The sequence below is a fragment of the Porphyromonas asaccharolytica DSM 20707 genome (assembly GCF_000212375.1).
Lineage (GTDB): Bacteria > Bacteroidota > Bacteroidia > Bacteroidales > Porphyromonadaceae > Porphyromonas > Porphyromonas asaccharolytica.
Window position 1 is genome coordinate 1,003,339 of record NC_015501.1, and the last position, 21,107, is coordinate 1,024,445.

Here is a 21,107-nt window from a genome sequence, read left to right on the forward strand (position 1 = left end):
TAGGCTGCTGACTAGTGGTTAGCTCCGCCCTCTAGGATCGAGCAGATCTCTATGAGCTGCTCCTCAGAGCTAAAGGGGATCGTGATGCTTCCCTTACCGCTCTCCTTACAGCGTAGGGAGACCTTCGTACCGAAGAAGCTACTCAGCTGCTTAGCTAGAGGAGCATAATCATTGCCATGGGAAGCGAGCTTGGAGAGCGTCTGTCTCTTCTTGCTCGCTTGTGTAGTTTCTTGGCTCGGCTCTTGCATCTCATTGGCTAGAGCCTCTACCTGTCGCACACTCAGATGCTCCGAGAGCGTGGTCTGGTAAAGCTTCAGCTGCTGTGCTGGGTCGGTCAGGCTCAGTATGGCACGAGCGTGACCCATGTCGATCTTCTTCTCCGTCAGTCCCAGCTGCACCTCTGCGGGCAGGCGCAGGAGACGCAGGTAGTTACTGATCGAGGAGCGCGTCTTGCCTACCTTCTTTGCGAGCTCCTCTTGCGTCCCCTCAGAGTGCTCTAGGAGACGCTTGTAGGTGAGTGCTATCTCGATAGCGTTGAGGTCTTCGCGCTGGATGTTTTCGATTAGTGCCATCTCGACCACCTTCTCGTCATCAGCCTTGACGATGTATGCCGGGATAGAGGTCAGGTTGGCCAGCTTAGAGGCACGCCAGCGACGCTCACCCGATATGATGAGATGCCGTCCATCGGTCAGCTCCCGCACCGTGATAGGCTGCACGATGCCGAGGGCACGTATGGAGGCCGCCAGCTCCTCGAGACTCTCTGGGTCAAAGTGCCTACGAGGTTGATCTGGATTAGGTTCGATCTGGTCGATAGCTATCTCGCTAATGCTAGAGGAGTTGCTCATATCTCCGAGTAGAGCGTCTAGTCCTCTGCCTATTACTTTGTTCTCTTTCTTCTTGTTCGTCATGATGATCGTGGGGGTAGGGTGTGTTTATAGCGCAGCACGCTGAGCCGTGCGACGGATCAGCTCCTCGGCCAGCTGAAGGTGATTGATCGCCCCCTTGCTGTCGGCATCATATAGGAGTGCCGGCAAGCCGTGGCTAGGGGCCTCGCTTAGCTTGACATTGCGCTGTATGACCGTGTCGAAGACAAGCTGCCCGAAGTGCTCCTTGACCTCATCGTACACCTGATTAGCCAGTCGCAGACGGCTATCGTACATAGTGAGGAGAAAGCCTTCGATCTCTAGCGCCGGGTTGAGCCGGCTCTTGATAATACGTATCGTGTTGAGGAGCTTAGAGATACCCTCTAGTGCAAAGTACTCGCACTGCACGGGGATGATCACCGCATGACTAGCGACTAGAGCATTGACCGTGATGATGCCGAGTGAGGGCGAGCAGTCGATGAGGATGTAGTCATACTGATCCACGACAGGGCGGAGCATCTCTCTCATGACTGTCTCGCGATCCTTGAGCTGGAGCATCTCTATCTCTGCTCCGACCAGGTCAATGTGTGAGGGGAGTATGAAGAGATTGTCCACATGCGTGGGGCGCACCACCTTGTCGAGCGGTAGTCCACCAATGAGACACTCGTAGATAGTCTCGCTGAGGGTCGTGGAGTTGACGCCCAGTCCCGACGAAGCGTTTGCCTGCGGGTCGGCATCGACGACGAGCACCTTCTTCTCGAGTACAGCCAGAGAGGCTGCGAGGTTGATCGTAGTGGTTGTTTTGCCGACTCCACCCTTCTGATTAGCAAGAGAGATGATTCTACCCATGATACATATCAGTCATAAATAACGCGTCAAAGCTACAGAATAATCTAGACATAGACGCTTAGTTGTTGATAACTTGGATTCCTCAGAATCGCGGCAAAGCGAGACGCAAAGCGGTTTGTAGAGGTGCAAAGACGAGTAACGATAAAGTAGGGACGCACGGAAGTGTCTAGCGGGAGGGCATCCGTTGTAGTACTGTGATACGTGTAACGATTTGTAGGAACGCACGGCCCGTGCGTCCGTTGCGTCAAGGGTTACAGTGTCGGGGCTTTAATGGGAACGGACGCACAGACCGTGTGTCCCTACAGATCGAGGTTACAGCGTTTGATGAATGGAATTGTCGTGCTGACGTAGCTTGTGTAGGGGCGGACCTGCGTGTCCGCCCGCAGAATAGACTGCGCTCAGGTGAGGACGGGCGGACACGCAGGTCCGCCCCTACGGTGGATGCTTCCACCCCGCCGAGCGGTTCACCCGAAGAGAAGTCGACTGAGTTTCCGAAACGAGAAAAAACTTCGCATTTTACTTGCATATGAACTTAGAAAGCAAAGGGTTACTCGTATTGTGCTGTTTTTGAGACGGATATGAGTTTCAAAAGCTGTTCCCCGTTTGGAACTAAAAAGTTCCAAGGGAGGAACTCTTCGGTTCCAGCGGAGGAATTCGAGATTTCCTACGGAGGAAAATAAAGTTTCCAGCGTTGGAAATTTATTTTTCCAAGGGAGGAAACTTTTGGGAAAGCAGATCGGCGACTTCCCCGCCCCTGGGGGAGCGGTCAGAAAGCCCTATAAGCAAGTAGCCCCACTCGGTGTGAACCAAGCGGGGCTACTAGGTGTGTTAGATTTTTATGGTGAGACTAGAGCGATAGGCTCAGGTCTAGCGGTGTGGTGCTATTACTCGATAGCGATAGAGCGACGAGCCTTCTGCTGCTCCTCCTTGTGGTGGCGCTCCATCGTGATGACTAGATCGTACTATAGTTTGATGGTTTTGTTATCTACTTGGAGGATATAGTGAGCTATATCTAAGGTGGTCGGCAGTGTTAAGGTTGTACTGCCTAGAGCCTCTTCAGAAATAAAAAACTCTCCTGATAAGCTATGCAGTCGAATCTGATGTTCTTCCAAATCCTGAAATGTTATCTGCAAGGCAGATGAAGAGGTTAAGGTCATAGTAAAAGACGACCCTTTAGAAGTAGGGGAGGAGTTTGAGGTAAAGAGCTTTCTCAAAGATAAAGGGGACGATGCTATTACCGCATCCTTTTTATGTACGTATAGTGTGACGAGGATGTCATCAAATTCATAAGGACACAGTTTATGAATAGGAGTAAGAGCATATGTCGCAAGGTCATTTACTTCTATACTCTCACTCAGAGATGTCTTTACAATCTTTCCATCATAAAGATATGCCTGTCCTATTTGGACATACTCTATAGGGAGGGTGTACCAATTCCCTTCTGGAGTGACTTCTATTTCTAATAGGCACCCGTTTTCGTCCCCTATACATCCAGCCAATTGAAGCCCCCTCGTTTGCTCGGAGACGGTTAGGTTGTCACCCCACATCTTGGTGGCATGCTCTAGTACCTCTTTGTACCCCATCTTCATCGGGGCATCATCCTTGTAGACGAGATTTATCTGGAGAGGCTTCCCTCGTTGCATATTTCTCATAGAGAGTTGTTGCACCTTACGAGGTGAATAGGCCTCAGTAGGTGTCGTTGCGTTAGAGCTGACAAGACCGTAGATCTGTAGCTCTGTCTGTTGGGCATATGAGAGGAGGTGGAGTGAGAGGAGTAGCCACCCACACAACAGGGAGCATCGGAGAGATTTATGAGCTTTCATACGGAGACACATCTTGTTTACGCCAACTAAGATACAAAAAATGAATTGTAGAGGTTTTGGGGCTTGTGTAACAGGGCAATAGCATTAGAAGTTTGAAGCATATTGCTCTTTAGGGTGGTGCGAGCTATGGATTTGGTGTCCTACAGATTTTGGTTGCTTCAGTTCTTGGGGGCTGTTGATACGTTTGCAGGATAGAATCTTTCGTTGAATGCTCTAGAGGGCAGTAGCGAGTAGCCTCACTTGTCATACTTATTACCTTTGCATCGTCTATAGCCTATGAGGCGACAGTGTAACGGCAGGACTTTGACCCAAAAGAGCCTGTTGGCTTTTTCAACAGTCTCCTCAGGGGCGAAAAGTAGTAGCCCCACTCGGTGCGAACCAAGCGGGGCTACTAGGTGTGTTAGATTTTTATGGTAAGACTAGAGCGATAGGCTCAGGTCTAGCGGTGTGGTGCTATTACTCGATAGCGATAGAGCGACGAGCCTTCTGTTGATCCTCTTCGCTGATCTTGGGGATCGAGAGGGTGAGGACGCCATCGGCCATGCGTGCCTGGATGCGCTCCTCGTCGACATTGTCTGGAAGTATGAGGGTCTGCTCGAACTTGCTGTAGGAGAACTCGCGACGTAGGTAGCGGCTCTGCTCGTTGTCGTGCTGCTCCTCCTCGTGGTGGCGCTCCATGGAGATGACTAGGTCATGCTCCTCGTTGATCTCGATGTTGAAGTCTTCGCGCTTCATGCCCGGAGCTGCTAGCTCTACGCAAAATTCGTTGGGAGTCTCTAGTACGTTGATAGCGGGCGCTGTGGCGTTAGGGCGTATCATCCAGTTGTTGTCTAGTAGGTCGCTCCATAGAGCTGGCATCCAGTTGTTGTCTCTTCTTGATAGTGTCATAGTAGTATTGATTTTAATAGGTGTTTATATGCTTACTCTGTGCAGGGCTTCCGATCTCTCGGGGTGACCTGCACTAACTATCTAGCAAAGGGTAAGCCAACGACTGGAAGTGCGACAATTTGTCGCAAATGGGTGACTGGCGAGGCTACTCCGAGCGCTTGGCACCGCGGGCTAACTGGTAAAAGACCTCATCCATCGAGTCACAGTCAAATTGTCGCTTTAAGGCTCGCGGGGTGTCTAGGGCTCTGATCTGCCCGTCTACCATGATAGAGATGCGGTCGCAGTACTCCGACTCGTCCATATAGTGAGTGGTGACGAAGACGGTGATGCCCTCGGCGGCAGCGTTGTAGATAAGCTCCCAGAAGCGTCGCCGTGCTACGGGGTCTACGCCTCCCGTAGGCTCATCGAGGAAGACTATCTTGGGGCGGTGAAAGATAGCAACGGAGAAGGCTAGCTTCTGCTTCCACCCGAGGGGTAGGCTGCCCACGCGAAGCTTGCGCTGATCGTAGAAGTTGAGCTCCTCGAGGAGTCGCTCCATACGGCTCTGTATGATGCGTCGCGAGAGCCCGTAGATGCGTCCGTAGAGGAAGATGTTCTCCTCGACAGAAAGGTAGTCGTAGAGGGAGAACTTCTGACTCATGTAGCCGAGGTTTCGCTTGATCAGCTCGGTCTCTTTGCGCACGTCATAGCCTGCGACCTCGGCGTAGCCTGAGGTGGGCTTGAGCAGTCCGGTGAGCATACGTATGGCGGTGCTTTTGCCAGCACCATTGGCTCCTAGGAAGCCGAAGATCTCGCCCGGCAAGACGTCGAAGGTGATCTCATCGACAGCGGTGAAGTCGCCGAAGCGCTTGGTGAGCTTATTGGCCAATATACTATACTCGGTGGAGGGCATGGGGCGTGGATTAAGACTCTTGAGAGATGATGAGGAAGTAGTCCTCGATGGAGGGAGGGATCTTGCGGATGTCTAGTCCCTTGACGCCTTGCTCTAGGAGGCGCGTGTGGATCTCCTCGGGGGTGATGAGCTGCTCGTCGAAGGTGAAGTGGTGCGCCTCGCCAAAGGCAAAGCTGCTGAGCACTCCTTGGAGGCTGCGCAACTTGAGGAGTAGGTCGCCCATATCCTCTGCGGTGGCGGACCATAGCGCACGATCCATATTTGATACGAGCCCATCGGGGGTGTCTATGGAGAGGATCTGACCATCTTTCATCAGGGCTACTTGGTCGCATAGCACCGCCTCGTCCATGTAGGGGGTGCTGACGATCATCGTGATCTCGCCTTGCTCTCGTAGCTTGGAGAGCATCTGCCAGAACTCACGGCGTGAGACGGGATCGACGCCTGTGGTCGGTTCATCGAGGAGGAGCAGTCGTGGCTTGTGAATGAGTGCGCAGGAGAGAGCAAGCTTTTGCTTCATACCGCCTGAGAGCTTGCCAGCGGGACGCTTTTCGAAGGGGAGGAGCATCTTATAGATGTCCTCGATGAGGTGGTAATTCTCCTCGACGGTCGTCTTGTAGACGGTGGCAAAGAACTCGAGGTTCTCCCGCACGGTGAGGTCTTGGTAGAGGGAGAAGCGACCGGGCATGTAGCCGATCTGATGACGCAGCGGACGGTAGTCGCGCTTGACATCGTGCCCTAAGACGGTGACCGCGCCAGCGTCGGGGTTGAGGAGCGTGGCGATGATGCGTATGAGGGTTGTCTTGCCGGCTCCGTCGGGACCGATGAGTCCGAGCAGCTCGCCCTCACGGACGCTGAGGTCGATGCCCTGGAGCGCAACGGTCTTGCCAAAGCTCTTGCATACACCCTGGCAAGATACTGCTGGTTGGGTCGCCTGCTCTAAAGACATAGGTCTACTGCTACTGGTCTAGTACCACACGCCCATACTGTCCGATGCGTAGCTTGCCGTCGTTGGGGACTCGTATCTTGATCGCATAGATGAGCGAGGCGCGGGCGTCAGGGGTTTGTATGTTCTTAGGGGTAAACTCAGCTCGGTCGGAGATCCAGACTACTTCTCCTGTGTAGGCTTGTGCCTCTTCCTCGCCCATGTCACTATAGACGGAGACCTCTTGCCCGAGTGTCACATGCTCTAGCTGCTCCGCTGTGACGTAAGCGCGCAGATACATCTGCTTGAGGTTGGCTAGGCGAAAGAGCGGCATGCCTTGTCCTGCCAGCTCGCCCTGATGGAGGTAAACGGTGAGCACCGTCCCCGAGATAGGCGCCTTGATGAAGCTCCGAGAGATCATCTGGTCGACCTGACTCTCCTGTACGGAGAGAGCGTCGCCGCTACCACTGGTGGAGCGGTTTTGCTGTCCGATGGTAGCTCGTGCGGCGGCTATCTGCCCTTTGACCGCAGAGATCTTAGCATCTATCTCGTCTAGCGTGCGCTGTGCCACGACGCCACGAGCTACAAGCGGGGCGTAGCGGTTTCGCTCTTTGTCGAGAGCTTTGAGCTGAGCCTCTAGCGGGGCGACTTGTGTCGCTGCATTGGTATGTCCCGCTGCATTGATCGTTGCCTGCTGCGTGTCGACGAGATCTTTTTGCAGTGCGAGGAAGGTGGTGTCGATCAGTCCTACGACCTGTCCCTCTTCTAGCTGATCACCCTCAGATACGTCTAGCCGCAGCAACTCGCCGGAGGTGACGGCCGAGACAACGATCTCCTCCGCCTCAAAGATACCCTGGGCGGAATAGTCGCTGCTGTGATCTTTGCACCCCCATGAGAGTAGGAGGGTGAGGAGGAAGAGGTAACCTGTATATCGCTTAGCGTGTGTCATCTTATTTGCCAAAAAGAGAAAAAAGGAAGGAACGTATCAAAGGTAAAGAAAGTTTTTGAGAGAAGCTGGAATATCTCCGCTGAGCTCCTCACGTGCCCCTTGCCACGCCACCTGTCCTTTGTCTAGATAGAGGATATGGTTAGCGATAGTCTTGATGGAGTTCATGTCGTGTGTGTTGACCACCGTTGTGATCTGGTACTCCTCGGTGAGCTCTTTGAGTAGCTTGTCTATCGATGCCGAGGTAGTAGGGTCTAGCCCTGAGTTTGGCTCATCGCAAAAGAGATAGTGCGGGTTAAGCGCCACGGCACGAGCTATGGCGACACGCTTCATCATACCCCCGCTGATCTCTGCGGGGAACTTGCTCTGAGCGCCCTCTAGACCAACCCGCTCTAGGAGTGCCATAGCATGTGCTTTGCGCTCTCGAGGCGATAGCTTGGAGAAGAGCTGCAGCGGGAAGAGAACATTCTCCAAGACGGTCATACTGTCGAAGAGCGCTGACCCCTGAAAGAGTACGCCCGTGACTTGTCTTAGTCGCTTGAGCTCCTCCTTGGACAAGAGCATCATATTGTGCCCAGCAAAAAGTATCTCGCCCGATGTGGGCTGTATGAGACCTATGAGACTCTTGAGCAAGACCGTCTTGCCCGCACCACTACGCCCGATGATGCAGTTGATATTCCCTGGCTTAAAGGTGGCATTGATCTCATTCAGGACGACCTTGTCGTCAAACGCCTTGCTGAGTCCTCTGACCTCTATGATCTTAGTCCCTTCTCTCATAGCCTTACATAAACAATAGACTGGTGAGCACGACATCGGCTAGGAGGATCAGCACGCAGCTTGAGACCACCGCATTGGTGCTGGCACGTCCTACGCCGAGGGCACCCCCCTTGACCGTATAGCCGAAGTAACTAGCACCCGATGAGATGATGAAGGCGTAGACAAGCGACTTGATGATCGAGTAGAAGATATTCTTCACAACAAAGAATGTCTGCAGCCCCATCTCAAAGTCCGAGGGCGTGATTGACGGGATAAAGAAAGTCGCCAAGTATCCACCCACGAGCCCTGTAGCCATACTGATAACGCTTAGCACTGGGATGAAAAGCATCAGACCGAGGATCTTAGGGAGGATGAGGAAGTTGGCGGAGTTGACCCCCATAATCTCCATCGCGTCTATCTGCTCGGTCACGCGCATGGTAGCTAGCTCCGAGGCGATACTAGAGCCTACCTTGCCAGCGAGGATAAGACACATGATAGAGGAGGAGAACTCGAGAAACATGATCTCTCTCCCTGCGTAGCCGATCGTAAAGCGTGGTATGAGCGGTGAACTCATATTGATCGAGAGCTGGATCGTGATCACCGTGCCAATGAAAAAACTGATGATCACAACGATCCATATCGAGTCAAGACCATACTTAGCCATCTCTCGGATCAATTGCTTGAAGAAGATGCCCCACTTCTTAGGTCTTCTGAAGACTTGCACCATGAGGAGTGTGTACTCGCCCATGACACTGAGAGCATTGCCGATTGGATTAGCCATTGCTTAGCGGACTCGTATGATTCCTAGGACTGGGGCTTTATCTTAAGCGGATTGAGCTGTCGAGAGCTGCTTGGGGTGAAATAAAATCCAGAAGAGTAGTCCCGTGACAAGTGCATAGCCTGCGAAGATGTACCAGACGGTCGTCCACGCAGTTACGCCAGACGTGGTGTAGTGCTCGACGACCCAGCCAGCACCTAGCGATCCGATGACGACACCTAGTCCATTGGTCATCAGGAGGAAGAGCCCCTGAGCACTAGCACGCATCGAGGGCGATACGGACTGATCGACAAACATGGAGCCTGAGATATTGAAGAAGTCAAATGCCATACCATAGACTACCATCGAGAGAATGAGTGCGATGATGCCCGGCATCCCTGGGTCACCTATGCCAAAGAGCCCGAAGCGTAGAAACCACGCGGCAAAGCTCATCGTCATCACCCCCTTGATGCCAAAGCGCTTTAAGAAGAACGGGATCGCTAGGATAAAGAGTGTCTCCGAGATCTGAGAGAGTGATAGTAGGATGTTTGGATACTTGACCGCAAAGCTATCGGCATACTCAGTGACCCCCTTGAAGTGGTCGAGATACATACTTACCATAAGCATTGGTCACTTGTAGTGCTGCACCGAGGAGTATGCAGAAGGTAAAAAAGACCGCCATCTGCCTATTCTTAAAGAGTACCAATGCATCGAGCCCCAGTATGGATAGGAGAGAGCGACGCCCCTCCTGAGCCTTCTTGACTCCATGCGGTACTGCGGGTAGTGTCCAGGCGTAGATCGCTAGGACGATGGCCGCAAGGGCTCCCAGGTTGAACTGCATCGGGCTGTCCATCCACTTAAATAGGTTGACCAGCCACATCGCTACGATGAAGCCGATGGTACCCCAGACACGTATCGGGGGAAAGTCCTTGACAATGTCAGCCTGCACTGTGCCAAGAGCATGATAAGCGACCGTGTTGGAGAGTGATAAGGTAGGCATAAAGAATAGGTTGACCCCAAAGATAACTAGCCAGGTAGTCGCAAAGGGTGTCCCCATAGGTAGGCAGCCGACCGCAATCAGACAGGCTCCCGTGAGTAGATGACAGATCGAGAGTAGCCGCTCGGCACCGATCCATCGGTCAGCGATGATACCCGTCAGTGCGGGCGTGATGATCGCTGCGAAGCCAGCCGTAGCAAAGAGTCCGCCGACCTCCTGCCCGTCGTACTGCATCACATTGCCCATGTAGCGTCCCATAGAGATGAGCCATGCCCCCCAGATGAAGAACTGGAGGAAGTTCATCACAATCAGCTTGAGCTTGATCTGTTCTTTTTCTTTAGTCATACCTTTAGTCGCTAATGTACCTTCTCTCAGCTCTATCGCCGATTATAAAATCCAGTCCCGATGACTCCCAGCTTGAAGCCTTGGGGACCCCAACGAAGCTGTACCGCTGAGGGATAGAGTAGGTTGGTGATCGCAACAGTTTGTCCAGACGAACTAGGGGTCGATGCGAGCTCTGTGGCTACGGGGATCAGGAGTAGCTCTAGGTCTTTGGTCACACGATGATTGCCGTCCGCATCGGTCGCCATATTGTCCCGCATATGTGCCTCAATGAGGTGGCTAATATTGCTAAACGTATAGTTGCGATCCAAGACGCTGTAACGCCCAGAGACAAACGAAGTAGAGGCGACCAAGGGGTCGTTGATACTCTTGACAAAGAAGTGTGCCACACTGTCTCGTGGTATCAGAAGTAGCTGAGGCGGTGGATTAAAGTGCGTATCCACATTCGGGATATCTACCGATATCTGTAGCTTGCCTTCATTCATCACCCATCCGAAGTCTTGCTTGTCTTTGCTCATAGCCTCATACTCGTGAAGCAGTCGGCTGAGCTCCTCCTTGCTGCAGGTGAGCTTGGTGACGACACCGGCGGGTGACTTGATATAGGTCTTGCCATCAGGTGAAGGCTTGAGTAGCTCTTCGAGGTGGCTGTGCTTGAGACTATTCAGAGCGTAGAGACTCTTGTTACTGCTAAAGATCTCCCACGCTGGCTTGTAGACTGTCGAGTCCTTTCCTGTGGAGGCTTTTTGTGTAGTCTCAAAGGTGTAGAAGATACGGAGAGCGGTCGAGTAGATCGAGAGAATATGCCCCGTACCCGTTGTCGAGGTGACATAGAGTCCTCGGAGTAGGTTGGACTCAAAAGCCTCTTGTGAGGTAAACCACTCGGGGTGCTCACGCGAAGCCTTTAGAAAACGCTCTCCCAGCTCGTTCGGTACACGTACTACAAGCCCTTTGAAACCAGTCGTATCGGAGGGCTGGTAAGTCACCTCACCGAGCAGCTTAGCCCCCTGTGTATAGGGCGTCAAGTCGTCTACTGAGTAGCGGCTCTTAGGCAGAGGCTGTGTGATCTCATAGACCTGAGCCTTGCCCCACGTTGTGGTGTCGCCTACGGCACTCAAGTAGGATAGCTCGATAGTTACTGAGTCGATGCGATCCTTGATAGGTGTCTTCGTAAAGGTGAAGCCTGGAGCACACTGCAACCGACTGATATAGCACGCCTCAAAGTCCCCAAAGACGGGATCTGAGATCTGTCCCAGTAGCGAGATAGCACTACGACTATATATAGAGTCTAGAGGTACCGTCTCAGCACGAAAGAGCAGCGAGTCCCCACGAGCTGTGACGAGATCTCGCTCAGGTCGCAGACTACCTCCGAGTGTGGAGTAAGCATCGTTGCAAGAGACCAGCCCCAAAGCACATAAGATGCAGATTAGGAGTGGTATCTGGAGGGTATTTAGTAAAGTCCGATTCATAGATTCAGTCTAAGTGTCGGGTGCTTTGCCAGTGGCCTTGGTAGATGAGCTAGAGACCTCTCGACAGTACCCAACATGTGATCCAGCTCCAAAGGTAAGGAAAAAAACTATTTGACCGCACATTCCTACCATTCGCCACAGGGCTGACACATTATATAATGACCTCATCTATGCCCCTCCCTCCCGAAGGGGGCAGAAGGGTCCTCGCGGTTAGTCTAGTCGAGGCTTGACCCAGCCATCTAGGCGCGAGGTGAAGTGCAGTCCCGGCATAGCCCGCTCAGGGTGATCTACTTGTAGCGAGCTCAGTAGCGTATAGTTCGTAGCGTCTAGTGCATAGTAGCTTGTGGCATCGGCAGTGGATACCTTGAGGGTGTAGCTGTCTAGGTCGTTGCCGATGATGGTGAGATCCTCACGGAGTGGGTCCCACGAGGGTATCTCAAGGCGACAGGGACGATAGCCCTCACGTTCGATCAGATAAAGCTGATGGTCTCGGGTAGAGACGAGACCGATATGCCGACGACTAGGTAGCTCCCAGACGAAGGTCTCGGCAGCCTCTACGCCCTCGGGCAAGTCAATAGCCCGCAGGTAGGGCTTGCCCGCCATCTGCTTGAGGTGAAAGAGCTTACCCTGCTGATCAATGAGGAGGTAGCCGTTGTCATACTCCTTTTGGGCAGTTGCATTGCCAGCAACCCGTTGTGCGGGGAAGGCGAAGCCTTTCTCCTGAAAGAGCTTCGTATAGCTAGCACTCTTCGCCTTGTCTAGCTGATTGCTCTGCATATCTACAAATTCGATCGCCTGGTCGGTGATGCGAAAGAGATCTTCGGGCATCTCCAACTTGACTCTCCGTGAGGCACTCTCCAGGAGGGGGTAGAGCGCTACGGCAGGTGCAGAGAGGGTGCGTGGTGAGCTACGAAAGGTGACGCCACTCCGCTGTATAAGCTGTGGGGTCACTGCCTCTCCATAGAGCGTGTCGGGTAGGCGACCATCAGTCAGGAGCTGGCGGTAGTAGAAGGTGGGGAGCAAGCTGTCTACCTCCTCACGACTATACTGCACGCCCTTACCGCTACGGTAGGTTATCGCTCCCTCATCATGACCTGTGACGATGAAGTCGCCTAGTAGCTGACTATAGATAGTGAATGGCTCACGGCTTGCATCGGCTCGGAGGTAGTTGTACCACCAGGGGATCTGCCAGGCGATGAGTAGTGCTACGGTGATGTATAGGAGTATTGTGGCTATGCGCTTCATAAAATGGTTGTTTAGTCTTGTCTCCCCTCTTTGAAGCGGCTCACAGAGAGCCACACGAGTGTCGAGGAGAGGATGGTGTAGATAAGTAGCGTAGGTAGGAAGGGTACGTAAGCTCCTGCTGTGGGAGAGATGAAGCAGAGACGCATCAAGAGCACAGCGATGAGGGTGTAGAGGATGCGTCTGCGCCAAGTGGGCTCTAGGAGTATCCAGCTCATGAGGAGGTAGCCGAGGAAGCCTGCCAAGATCCACGGCAGTGTGGCGGAGAGGACGTAGGAGAGGAGTTCGTAAGCGAGGACTCCTTGCAGTCCGATGAAGAGGACACCTATATATAATAGGGTATGCCACAGTAGTAACGTCACCCCGCAGGCAAGCATCTGGTAGGTCGAGCGGAGCGGTGACTGAGGTAGGTGCAGGGTGAGCTTAAGACTACGACGAGAGAGCTCTGGCGCAAACTGAGCGATGGCACAGAGCAAACCTAGGATGAGGGGTACGTAGCGCATACTCTCTACGAAGACTACCCCTTTCTGTATCATCACGAGCCAGATATGGTCAGCGCCTTGTAGGGCGATGGCTCGATGTATGCGTATCACGCTGTAGAGCGGTACAGCCAGTGCGACAAGTGTCGATAGTAGTGCGTATAGTCGGAGCTTGAGCCACTCCTTATATATTATAGAGGCAAACATATAGATAGCGTTAATACTTACCGGTGAGTCCTATGAAGGCATCCTCGAGCGTCGTCTCGTGTGCTGTGAGATCTTGGTAGGGGACGCCAGCCTGAGTGAGCCGCTCGGCGACCTCTGGCATGGGGAGAAATGAGTAGCACTCCCCACGTCTGTGGTGCGCCTCAAAGTGGTACAGCCCGTCGATCTCAGGGAGAGGACGATCGTCTGTGAGGGTGCATCTGTAGAGTCGCCCCTCGTTCAGTATCTCAGCGACTGGGCGCTGCAGGAGTATAGAGCCGTAGTCCATGATGATGCAGTCATCGATCAGTCGCTCCATATCCTGGATGATGTGGGATGTGAGGAAGATCGTTGTCCCCTGCTCCTTGGCATAGTGATGCAGGTAGTCCACAAAGAGCCTGCGATAGCCTGGGTCTAATCCCATCGAGAAGTCGTCGAGGATGAGGACTTTGGGGTTTTGCGCTAGGAGCAGTCCGAGCGCAACCTGTGAGCGCTGTCCACAAGACATACGACTGAGGTGCTGGCTCTCGGTGACCTTGAGTAGCTCCATCAGCTCGTAGTAAGCCTCTCTGCGCCACTTAGGGTAAAAAGGAGCGTAGAAGCGCTCTATCTGCCGTATAGTCATAAAGCTATACTGGACGTGCCCCTCGATGAGCAGCCCGATATCTTGTCTCAATCGATCAGGCATACGGGTTATGTCTTCGCCTAGGATGCGACAGACGCCCGACTTGGGGCGGAGGAAGCCACTGAGTATATTGATTGTTGTGGTCTTGCCGGTACCGTTTTTACCAAGCAGACCGAGGATGCGACCACGAGGCACAGCAAAGGAGAGATCGCGGTAGATCAGTCGCTTGCCGTAGTAGTGAGTCAAGTTTTGACACTCGATTAAGTTGTCCATATTAGTTAAGTGGTATAAGGGGAGGGTGTGGGCTACTCTTTCGGCAGTAGTGGATGTATCTTGTCTTTATAGGAAAAGGAAGAGTAGTGGTACCGCCAGACCGATCAGTAAGAGGATGCCTCCACGACCTATGAGCCCGCGTCTCCCCGGCACGATGAGTAGTCCCGTGAGGGTGATGAGGATAAGGCCGATGGCTAGCACATCAGCGACGATCGTCCACCAGCGCCCCGGGTTGTAGTGCAGTTGTGTCATAGAGCTGATGAGCGGGCGTCGCTCGATCGACTCGTAGACAGCTACCCCCGTTGATGTGTCGAGGAGTAGGGTGGCACGTCCCTTGAGGAAGACTTTGAGCGTGTGGTCGTCAGGGTAGTAGTGCTTGGTATAGCTACCTGACAGGTCTATCTCGTCTAGGAGCTTACGGACGGCAGATGCGTCAAGGCGTCCAGCAGCTTGCAGCTCTTCTAGCGGGATCTGATACTCCCGCTGAGTGATGATGTAGTGTGGATTGATCGAGTCTCGGTGGTTCATGTAGAGACCCGATAGGGCATAGATGAATATAAGTGCAGCAAGTAAGAAGGATAGGTCGCGGTGTAGTAATCTACTCCAGCGACGCACGCTCCTACCTACTTTCTTGAAGTTTACTTTCATAGAGTCTTGTCAGTCCCAGATGGATTACTGATCCTCTATCTTATAGCTTGTAGCATCGATGTGATAGAAGGAGAGGTATGCCTTGCCCTCCTGAGCTTCGCGCTCAGCGATCTGCTTGCGAAAGTCTGCGATACGAGCCTCCGGTGTGTCGGCCGTTTCGCCACGAGCCTTCTTTTCGTTGGCGCAGCCTGCCTTGCCCTCGCCATGCTCTTTGGCGGCTTGAGCTTTGAGCTGCTCCTCCCAGTTTTGCAGATAAGCCTCATCGATACGATCCTCGACAAGTTGCCCTGTGACGGTGACTATACTATTGATACACTCCTGAGCAAAGGCGCCCATCTCCTCACTAGCCTCAGCGCGGATCACCTTGGTGTCGTCGCTGCCCATGAGGAAGGCTTTCTTAGCACCATGCTTGCAGAGGTGGGTGCAGACGCCCTGCACGGTAACCGTCTGACCGACGAGACTATCGGCAGAGGCGAGGAGTGCGTCCACCTCCATGTAGGTCGGAGCCTCTGTCTCTGCGGTTGCGGACTGATCTTGCTTTTGCTTATTGCACCCGATAAGTGCTAAGGAAAGTAGTGCTGTGAGGAGTACGAGAGATAATTTATTGTTCATACTGTGTTGATGTGATAATTGTGTTTTGAAGCAATAGGGTGTGAAGTGCGAGCTTCACAGATTTGCTTATAAAAGAGGATAGTCCCTCTCCTCTACATAGAGAGAAGAGGGACGAAACAGATTAGATACCGGGGATGTAGACACGATAGACCTCACGATCTGTCTGGATGAAGTAGATACCAGCAGGTAGTGAGAGCTCCATGTCACCAGAGAGTAGTTGCTGTGCAACCATCTCACCAGCTGACGTGTAGATAGCTACTGGACGCGCCTCGTCGCTATGTACGTAGAGCGTACCAGCAGCGGTAGCGATAGAGAGCTTGGCTGCTGCAACCTTCTCAATAGCTGTATTGGTCTGACCAGATAGTGTGACAATCGTCTTGACATCGCCAGAGGTTAGGACGAGCTGAGCTGTAGCCTTGGCATTAGCTGCGATGGTCTTGTCAGGCGTGTAGGTGACCTTGAGGGTCGCAGGCTCATTGGAGACGGCGATCTCGCTCTTGTCCACAGAGTAGTACTTAGCACCCTCACCCTCGATCGTACAGGTGATAGCGTCCATGAGGTTCTTCTGTGTGACGGTCAGATCGACAGACTTATGCTCACCGACAGGTATCATCGTGAAGTCGATCTCGCTCTGAGATACCTTGATGTACTGCTCTGTCTCTGTCATTGCGTAGAGGTAGACCTCGTAGCTAGCACCGCCAGAGGTGAGGGTGAGCTTGCCGATACGCTCTTCGGGCGTCTTGGAGACAGCTGTCTTGAACTGTACCTCGAGAGCGCCACCCGTAGCGGGTAGCTCCTTGAGCTGTGCCGTAAAGCCTTCGCCAGAGCATGTTACTTGGAGCGGATCTGTCAGGTCTGACGCTAAGACTTGTAGAGTCCCTTTGCCCTCTGATAGGTGGAGAGCTTTGCAGCTAGCAGAGACTGAGGGGAAGGGGAGCTTGTGGGCAACAAAGAGGCTAAACCAGTCCTTGTATGTCATCTCCTTATAGCCCTCGGTCGTAAGGAGCTTAGCACTATTGCGACAACGCGCACCTGCCACATAGCTATTGGCAACGACATCGCCACCGAATGAGGTCATAGCTTTACTTACCATAGGGTAGTCTTGTACAGAGCCCTCAGAGAGGTTGAGATCCAGCACACGATAATAGGTCTGCCCTCCTAGAGCATAGGCATGCAAGATGACACGATCTCCCTGAGTGGAGATAGCCGTACAGTTGGAGATCCCCTTCTCTGGGAGGAGCGTATGCCACTCCGCATTGGGCTTGCCTGTAGCTTTGTCTATTGCTAGAGCATAGCCTCTGTGTCCCTTGACTTTTTGCTCGAGGATCACATTTCCCTCAGCATCGCAAAAAGCTCCAGCACCACGTCCCGCTATGTAGACCTTGTCCTTGCCGACAGCTATTCCATCGACAAAAGCAAGCGTCGAAGTGTGCTCGGGTACAGCCTTGACATCAATCTGAGAGATCCACGACACCTTTAGATCTGTGTCTAGGCAGAGTGTGACAAGGCTCTCCTTGTCGCTGGGGATGAGTTGCTTGCCATCGATGGTGATAGGGGTCTTCTCTTTAGTTCCTGTGAAGCGTCCAGCTGTATAGAGCTTGCCGTCTTGATACTTGATGACCGTCAGCATGGAGCGTCCTATGGGGTCTCCCTGCTCGGTAAGCGTCTTGACAAGATTGCCCTTGCTGTCAAACTTGAGGATGAAGAAGTCTCCCATCTGTTTCTGTGAGTCTCCATTCCACTTGACATTGTTCTTTGCCTTGATAGTAGTCTCGCCGATGGTTATGGCCGTGCGGACGGAGCCACAGACATAGACATTGCCCTCGGGATCTACAGTTGTGCCCTTGAAGTCGCAACCCGTAGGGGTGCCGTAGCTATAGCGAGTTGCATCGGGCATAGGGGTGTGGTCTACTTCGAAAGCTTTGTGATACTCGATCTGTCCCGCAGCACTAACCTTGACAAGGAGTGGCATGATCTTGCGACGCGTAGCTCCGGCAGAGGCGTCGTCGCCAACTCCGACAAATAGAGACTTTATCTCTATATCGTAAGGCGTGCCGTCTGCCTGTACTAGGCGCAGCGTGTCTGTATTGCTCTTAGACTTAGACTGAGCATCCCGTGCCATCAAGATGGTCACAAAGCCTCCGTCGGGAGTCGCCGTGATACAGTTGACATTGGTTGCTATCTCTCCGCGGCTGTTGTATATGTACCAGAGTAGCTTGCCCTCAGGAGTCAGTTTGTAGATAGTGAGGGCGGTGTTGCCGTTGGTAGCCGAGCCGTCATCGCCATAGGAGATCGCCTTGTCGGCATCGCTGGATGCGTCAAAGTTGAAGACTGAGCTAGCGTCAGTGCGCTCCTTGCTGTAGAAGGCATTGCTCGCAAAGAGATTGCCATCCATAGAGGCGACCACTTGCTGAGGTATCTGATGACGCTCTACACTATTGGATACAAGACGGTACCAGAGGAAGTTCTTTGCGACACCCTCGTCTGGAGTCTGAGCTATCGTCACACTCGCCGTACAGAAGAGCGTGAGGAGCATAAGTAATACTGGTAGTTGTTTTCGCATACTGAAGATATTTGATTGTTTGGATTTACTATTAGAATGAGATGCCACAGCGTATGGCTCCGTAGTTGCTACCACACAGACTCGTCTGCGTATGGAGGTAGTCTAGTGAGAGCCACAGCGCATAGCTACTGCTAAGCTGATAGCCGTGAGTCATAGAGAGCCCATAGGTCATCTGCGTGGAACTAGCTATCTGGAAGGCTCGCTCCAGTGTCTCAGCATAAGTAGGTATAGGCTGATGCTGAGGTGCTAACTGTAGCGAAGGGTGTCCCGTCTTTGCCCATACACTATAAGTAGGTGTCAGAGAGACAAAGTACTGCCCGCGATGAAAGCTAACATGCGGAGCCAATGTCCCGCCTAGATGGTAGAAGAGCCGCTCTGCCTGAGGTAGCAAGTCCTCCTCGTGTAGTCGATAGCCAAGCGAGGTGGATATGCCCCACGACCAAGGCGTGCGAGGTGTGTCCTGACTATCCCAAAAGCCTTTAGCACCAAACTCTAAGGTCTGACCATAGTATGACCGCTCCGTGGCTATGCGTGGGTAGATATTTCCCTTAGGATCACCGAAGAGGTGGACAGCACCTCGACGTATGTCGCCCTGTGTGTAGAGTGCTACGCCCCAACGCCCCAGTCGTGCTGAGCGAGCGGTGTACCCCGCCTGCAGATCTATCGTGTGACTGGAGAGTGTCGAGAGGGGGAGGTTGTTGAGCTCTCGTATGATACGGTCGGTAGTCAGCAGATGCCACGCAGCCAGAGCATAGAAGCCTTGACGCGCCTCACTAGTAGGGGTTAGCCCGAGCGAGATACCATAAGACAGTCCTTGATAGAAGAGCGACGTATTACCTCCCCTAAAGCGATAGTAGTCTCCCCCGATGCCCGTAAAGTGATATTCACTAGCCACTCCGAGCTCACTCAAGAAGCCTACCTGATTGTTTTGCTTGTAGCGACCTAGCGTACCTGCTAGGGCTAGCGCATAGTCGGTAAGTTGATAGCCGATGCCGATCTGCCCCTCCAGGTGTGTAGCCAGATTGCGAGGACGAGGGTCTTGCGTGCGGTAGGCAAAGGTGGCGCGATAGTCAGCTGTCAGGGAGAGTAGCCAATTGCCAAGGCGATGCACCGTACCTGCCCCAAAGGTGTAGAGATCTTGGTGCAGACTCGCTGTATGCGCCGTGTCTCCCATGATGTAAGGTGCGAGGAGGGGGTAGTCTGTCGTCTCGTTGAAGCGTATCCCCTCCGTAGCACGATAAGTGTAGGAGGCAGCACCCCAAGCGAAGTTGTTGCGCTGACGCAAAGCACTTTCGATATGCACCGACCCATCGATGTCTTGCTTGCCCAGCTGCGGGATCATTGTCTCGCCTCTATCTCGCCGCATAGCTCCGCCCAGTGAGAGGTCTGTACGAGAGCCTCGCTCTGAGAAAAAGTAGAGCGGCGACACTATTGGCGATACCGATAGGTCGTAGCCAGGTCGCCTCTGCTCTAGAAGCGACCCCGCCACCGAGAGGGTGTCAGCAGGTAGTGAGATCATCTCTGGCTCTTGCTGCTGCCCATAGAGCGAGCTCGTAAGCACACCTAGGAGACAGAGTAAGAGCGCAAGAGATCTGCTAAAACAATCCGAAGAATGATGCACCATAATCTATCGAAGAGACCTTACTGCTTAATAGGCACGACCCCATCATAAGTCTTGGTCGTGCAGGGTGTACCCTTAGCATTGATCGCAGTACCTTGCTCCTCAATGAGCGAGGCCGTGACCATCGGATTGAAGTCCTCGAACGAGTTATTGGTGTCCTGCAGGATCACATGTCCCTCGGCATCCTTGCCTAGGTACTTACGTCGTACGCTGTGGAAGTAGCGATCTTTCTGTCCGTCTACCGTACCACAGTTTGTATAGCCAGCGTCTATCGTCTCAGGTAGGATCGTCCACTGATGCACCGCCTCGACACTGCAATTGACACCATCTATGATCCAGTCGTTGGGTAGCTTATAGCATGAGCCTGACATATCATAGCTATTCCCATTGTGAGTCAAGACGTAGGTGTAGTCATACTTGTAGTCCTTGAGGTACTCCTCCTTAGTTATCGGTATACGGGCTATAGCGTACGATGCAAAGCCTCTATTGTGTAGGATGAAAAACGACTTCGTGTAGCAATACCACTTATCTAGGTTAGGCACTGTGGGACTATCAAAGTCTTGATGTGCCGGTGAGCTAGACTCATCATACCACTCGAAGTTTGCCTTGGAGAGGTCGAAAGCATTTGGATTATTTACCTTGTGGTCGATGCCTATATCACAGAGTATCAGTCGCTCGCCAGGCTTCACGGGGTGCTCCTTACCACTGCCTGGGATGACATAGACGGCGTGTACCGCCATGGCTTCTTGACGTATGTCTGGCTTGTAGTCAAACTTGCGTGCAGGGTTAAATCCGCTCTCACAGAAGGCGATCCCGTCAGCATAGAGTACTCTGTCTGTCCCGTTGTAGAGAACCACATAGCTGGTCCCATGATACTGCTTGCCTGCAGGGGTCAGTGTGCCCGTAAAGAATATCTCCTGAATGACAAAGTCCTGAACGGTAGGCACTATGCGTAGCTCTAAGCGAAGCTTGAGAGGATCGGTCGTTTGATCGGTCACCTCCATATTCTCAATCTGTGCGACCAGCCGTCCCTCCATTGCGACACCGTGTAGCTTATAGCGACAGGTCGTTGTGTAGTTTAGGTTGTACAGTCCAGGAGCGAGCTTGATACCCTCTAGCGTCTTATACTCCACGTCCTGACCTGTGGTGGTGTTGTGTATCGTGAGGAGCTCATCTTGTATAGTCAAGTCCGTGACATCCTCAGGCAGTGTGCGCTCGAAGAGACAAGCTATCGACTTTTGCTCCTTGGGATTGTCTGGCGTGACTGGGTCTGGACGACAGGCGGTCACAGTGACCAGCAGGGCTGGTAAGAGTAGTATATATAGTAATCGTTTCATAG

At 52.9% G+C, this 21,107-nt stretch carries 18 protein-coding genes and 1 pseudogene; all 19 read right to left on the bottom strand.

Translation table 11 applies throughout. The features are described 5' to 3' along the window. Positions 1-11: 11 nt before the first annotated feature. The 19 genes and pseudogenes from PORAS_RS04015 to PORAS_RS04105 all read right to left on the bottom strand — a co-directional run bounded on the left by PORAS_RS04015 (position 12) and on the right by PORAS_RS04105 (position 21,105). A complete protein-coding gene (locus PORAS_RS04015; protein ID WP_013760261.1) occupies positions 12-908 on the bottom strand; it encodes a ParB/RepB/Spo0J family partition protein in 897 nt (298 codons plus the stop codon). 24 nt (positions 909-932) lie between these two features. After that, a complete protein-coding gene (locus PORAS_RS04020) occupies positions 933-1,712 on the bottom strand; it encodes a ParA family protein (RefSeq protein ID WP_004331357.1) in 780 nt (259 codons plus the stop codon). Positions 1,713-2,674: 962 nt separating this feature from the next. Further along, positions 2,675-3,364: a hypothetical protein gene (locus tag PORAS_RS04025; protein WP_155811467.1), complete on the bottom strand. Its 690-nt coding sequence runs from the start codon at positions 3,362-3,364 to the stop codon at positions 2,675-2,677. Positions 3,365-3,991: 627 nt separating this feature from the next. Further along, positions 3,992-4,423 carry an Hsp20/alpha crystallin family protein gene (locus PORAS_RS04030; RefSeq protein WP_013760263.1) on the bottom strand — a complete coding sequence of 144 codons (432 nt, stop codon included), beginning with the start codon at positions 4,421-4,423 and terminating at the stop codon, positions 3,992-3,994. 145 nt (positions 4,424-4,568) lie between these two features. Further along, positions 4,569-5,315 (bottom strand): ABC transporter ATP-binding protein, encoded by a 747-nt coding sequence (locus PORAS_RS04035; RefSeq protein ID WP_013760264.1) that lies wholly within the window; start codon positions 5,313-5,315, stop codon positions 4,569-4,571. A 10-nt stretch (positions 5,316-5,325) separates the two neighbouring features. Further along, positions 5,326-6,261 carry an ABC transporter ATP-binding protein gene (locus PORAS_RS04040; RefSeq protein ID WP_013760265.1) on the bottom strand — a complete coding sequence of 312 codons (936 nt, stop codon included), beginning with the start codon at positions 6,259-6,261 and terminating at the stop codon, positions 5,326-5,328. Between the two features lie 10 nt (positions 6,262-6,271). Then, a complete protein-coding gene (locus PORAS_RS04045; RefSeq protein ID WP_004331436.1) occupies positions 6,272-7,186 on the bottom strand; it encodes an HlyD family secretion protein in 915 nt (304 codons plus the stop codon). Between the two features lie 36 nt (positions 7,187-7,222). Next, a complete protein-coding gene (locus tag PORAS_RS04050) occupies positions 7,223-7,942 on the bottom strand; it encodes an ABC transporter ATP-binding protein (RefSeq protein ID WP_425357266.1) in 720 nt (239 codons plus the stop codon). A gap of 22 nt (positions 7,943-7,964) precedes the next feature. Further along, positions 7,965-8,720, bottom strand: a complete 756-nt coding sequence (locus tag PORAS_RS04055) for an MlaE family ABC transporter permease (RefSeq protein WP_013760266.1) — start codon at positions 8,718-8,720, stop codon at positions 7,965-7,967. 42 nt (positions 8,721-8,762) lie between these two features. Then, positions 8,763-10,038: pseudogene (locus tag PORAS_RS04060) on the bottom strand (nucleoside permease). Positions 10,039-10,070: 32 nt separating this feature from the next. Further along, a complete protein-coding gene (locus PORAS_RS04065) occupies positions 10,071-11,501 on the bottom strand; it encodes a DUF4270 domain-containing protein (RefSeq protein ID WP_013760267.1) in 1,431 nt (476 codons plus the stop codon). 210 nt (positions 11,502-11,711) lie between these two features. Then, complete coding sequence (locus PORAS_RS04070; protein WP_013760268.1) at positions 11,712-12,746, bottom strand: DUF4857 domain-containing protein; 1,035 nt, start codon at positions 12,744-12,746, stop codon at positions 11,712-11,714. A gap of 11 nt (positions 12,747-12,757) precedes the next feature. Continuing rightward, complete coding sequence (locus PORAS_RS04075; RefSeq protein WP_013760269.1) at positions 12,758-13,429, bottom strand: hypothetical protein; 672 nt, start codon at positions 13,427-13,429, stop codon at positions 12,758-12,760. 10 nt (positions 13,430-13,439) lie between these two features. Next, positions 13,440-14,324, bottom strand: a complete 885-nt coding sequence (locus PORAS_RS04080; protein WP_013760270.1) for an ABC transporter ATP-binding protein — start codon at positions 14,322-14,324, stop codon at positions 13,440-13,442. Positions 14,325-14,390: 66 nt separating this feature from the next. Beyond that, positions 14,391-14,972 carry a PepSY-associated TM helix domain-containing protein gene (locus tag PORAS_RS04085; protein ID WP_004331443.1) on the bottom strand — a complete coding sequence of 194 codons (582 nt, stop codon included), beginning with the start codon at positions 14,970-14,972 and terminating at the stop codon, positions 14,391-14,393. A gap of 24 nt (positions 14,973-14,996) precedes the next feature. Beyond that, a complete protein-coding gene (locus tag PORAS_RS04090; protein WP_013760271.1) occupies positions 14,997-15,584 on the bottom strand; it encodes a hypothetical protein in 588 nt (195 codons plus the stop codon). Positions 15,585-15,705: 121 nt separating this feature from the next. Next, positions 15,706-18,147, bottom strand: coding sequence for a hypothetical protein (locus tag PORAS_RS04095; RefSeq protein ID WP_013760272.1), 2,442 nt, complete (start codon positions 18,145-18,147; stop codon positions 15,706-15,708). A gap of 31 nt (positions 18,148-18,178) precedes the next feature. Next, on the bottom strand, positions 18,179-19,708 hold the full coding sequence (locus tag PORAS_RS04100; RefSeq protein ID WP_245528057.1) for a DUF6850 family outer membrane beta-barrel protein: 1,530 nt from the start codon (positions 19,706-19,708) through the stop codon (positions 18,179-18,181). A gap of 80 nt (positions 19,709-19,788) precedes the next feature. After that, a complete protein-coding gene (locus PORAS_RS04105) occupies positions 19,789-21,105 on the bottom strand; it encodes a DUF4876 domain-containing protein (protein ID WP_013760274.1) in 1,317 nt (438 codons plus the stop codon). Positions 21,106-21,107 lie beyond the last annotated feature (2 nt).

What these genes read in the sequence shown, in the direction of transcription:
- PORAS_RS04015 (WP_013760261.1), bottom strand. Translation starts at nt 908, where the DNA reads ATGACGAACAAGAAGAAAGAGAACAAAGTAATAGGCAGAGGACTAGAC.
- PORAS_RS04020 (WP_004331357.1), bottom strand. Translation starts at nt 1,712, where the DNA reads ATGGGTAGAATCATCTCTCTTGCTAATCAGAAGGGTGGAGTCGGCAAA.
- PORAS_RS04025 (WP_155811467.1), bottom strand. Translation starts at nt 3,364, where the DNA reads ATGAGAAATATGCAACGAGGGAAGCCTCTCCAGATAAATCTCGTCTAC.
- PORAS_RS04030 (WP_013760263.1), bottom strand. Translation starts at nt 4,423, where the DNA reads ATGACACTATCAAGAAGAGACAACAACTGGATGCCAGCTCTATGGAGC.
- PORAS_RS04035 (WP_013760264.1), bottom strand. Translation starts at nt 5,315, where the DNA reads ATGCCCTCCACCGAGTATAGTATATTGGCCAATAAGCTCACCAAGCGC.
- PORAS_RS04040 (WP_013760265.1), bottom strand. Translation starts at nt 6,261, where the DNA reads ATGTCTTTAGAGCAGGCGACCCAACCAGCAGTATCTTGCCAGGGTGTA.
- PORAS_RS04045 (WP_004331436.1), bottom strand. Translation starts at nt 7,186, where the DNA reads ATGACACACGCTAAGCGATATACAGGTTACCTCTTCCTCCTCACCCTC.
- PORAS_RS04055 (WP_013760266.1), bottom strand. Translation starts at nt 8,720, where the DNA reads ATGGCTAATCCAATCGGCAATGCTCTCAGTGTCATGGGCGAGTACACA.
- PORAS_RS04065 (WP_013760267.1), bottom strand. Translation starts at nt 11,501, where the DNA reads ATGAATCGGACTTTACTAAATACCCTCCAGATACCACTCCTAATCTGC.
- PORAS_RS04070 (WP_013760268.1), bottom strand. Translation starts at nt 12,746, where the DNA reads ATGAAGCGCATAGCCACAATACTCCTATACATCACCGTAGCACTACTC.
- PORAS_RS04075 (WP_013760269.1), bottom strand. Translation starts at nt 13,429, where the DNA reads ATGTTTGCCTCTATAATATATAAGGAGTGGCTCAAGCTCCGACTATAC.
- PORAS_RS04080 (WP_013760270.1), bottom strand. Translation starts at nt 14,324, where the DNA reads ATGGACAACTTAATCGAGTGTCAAAACTTGACTCACTACTACGGCAAG.
- PORAS_RS04085 (WP_004331443.1), bottom strand. Translation starts at nt 14,972, where the DNA reads ATGAAAGTAAACTTCAAGAAAGTAGGTAGGAGCGTGCGTCGCTGGAGT.
- PORAS_RS04090 (WP_013760271.1), bottom strand. Translation starts at nt 15,584, where the DNA reads ATGAACAATAAATTATCTCTCGTACTCCTCACAGCACTACTTTCCTTA.
- PORAS_RS04095 (WP_013760272.1), bottom strand. Translation starts at nt 18,147, where the DNA reads ATGCGAAAACAACTACCAGTATTACTTATGCTCCTCACGCTCTTCTGT.
- PORAS_RS04105 (WP_013760274.1), bottom strand. Translation starts at nt 21,105, where the DNA reads ATGAAACGATTACTATATATACTACTCTTACCAGCCCTGCTGGTCACT.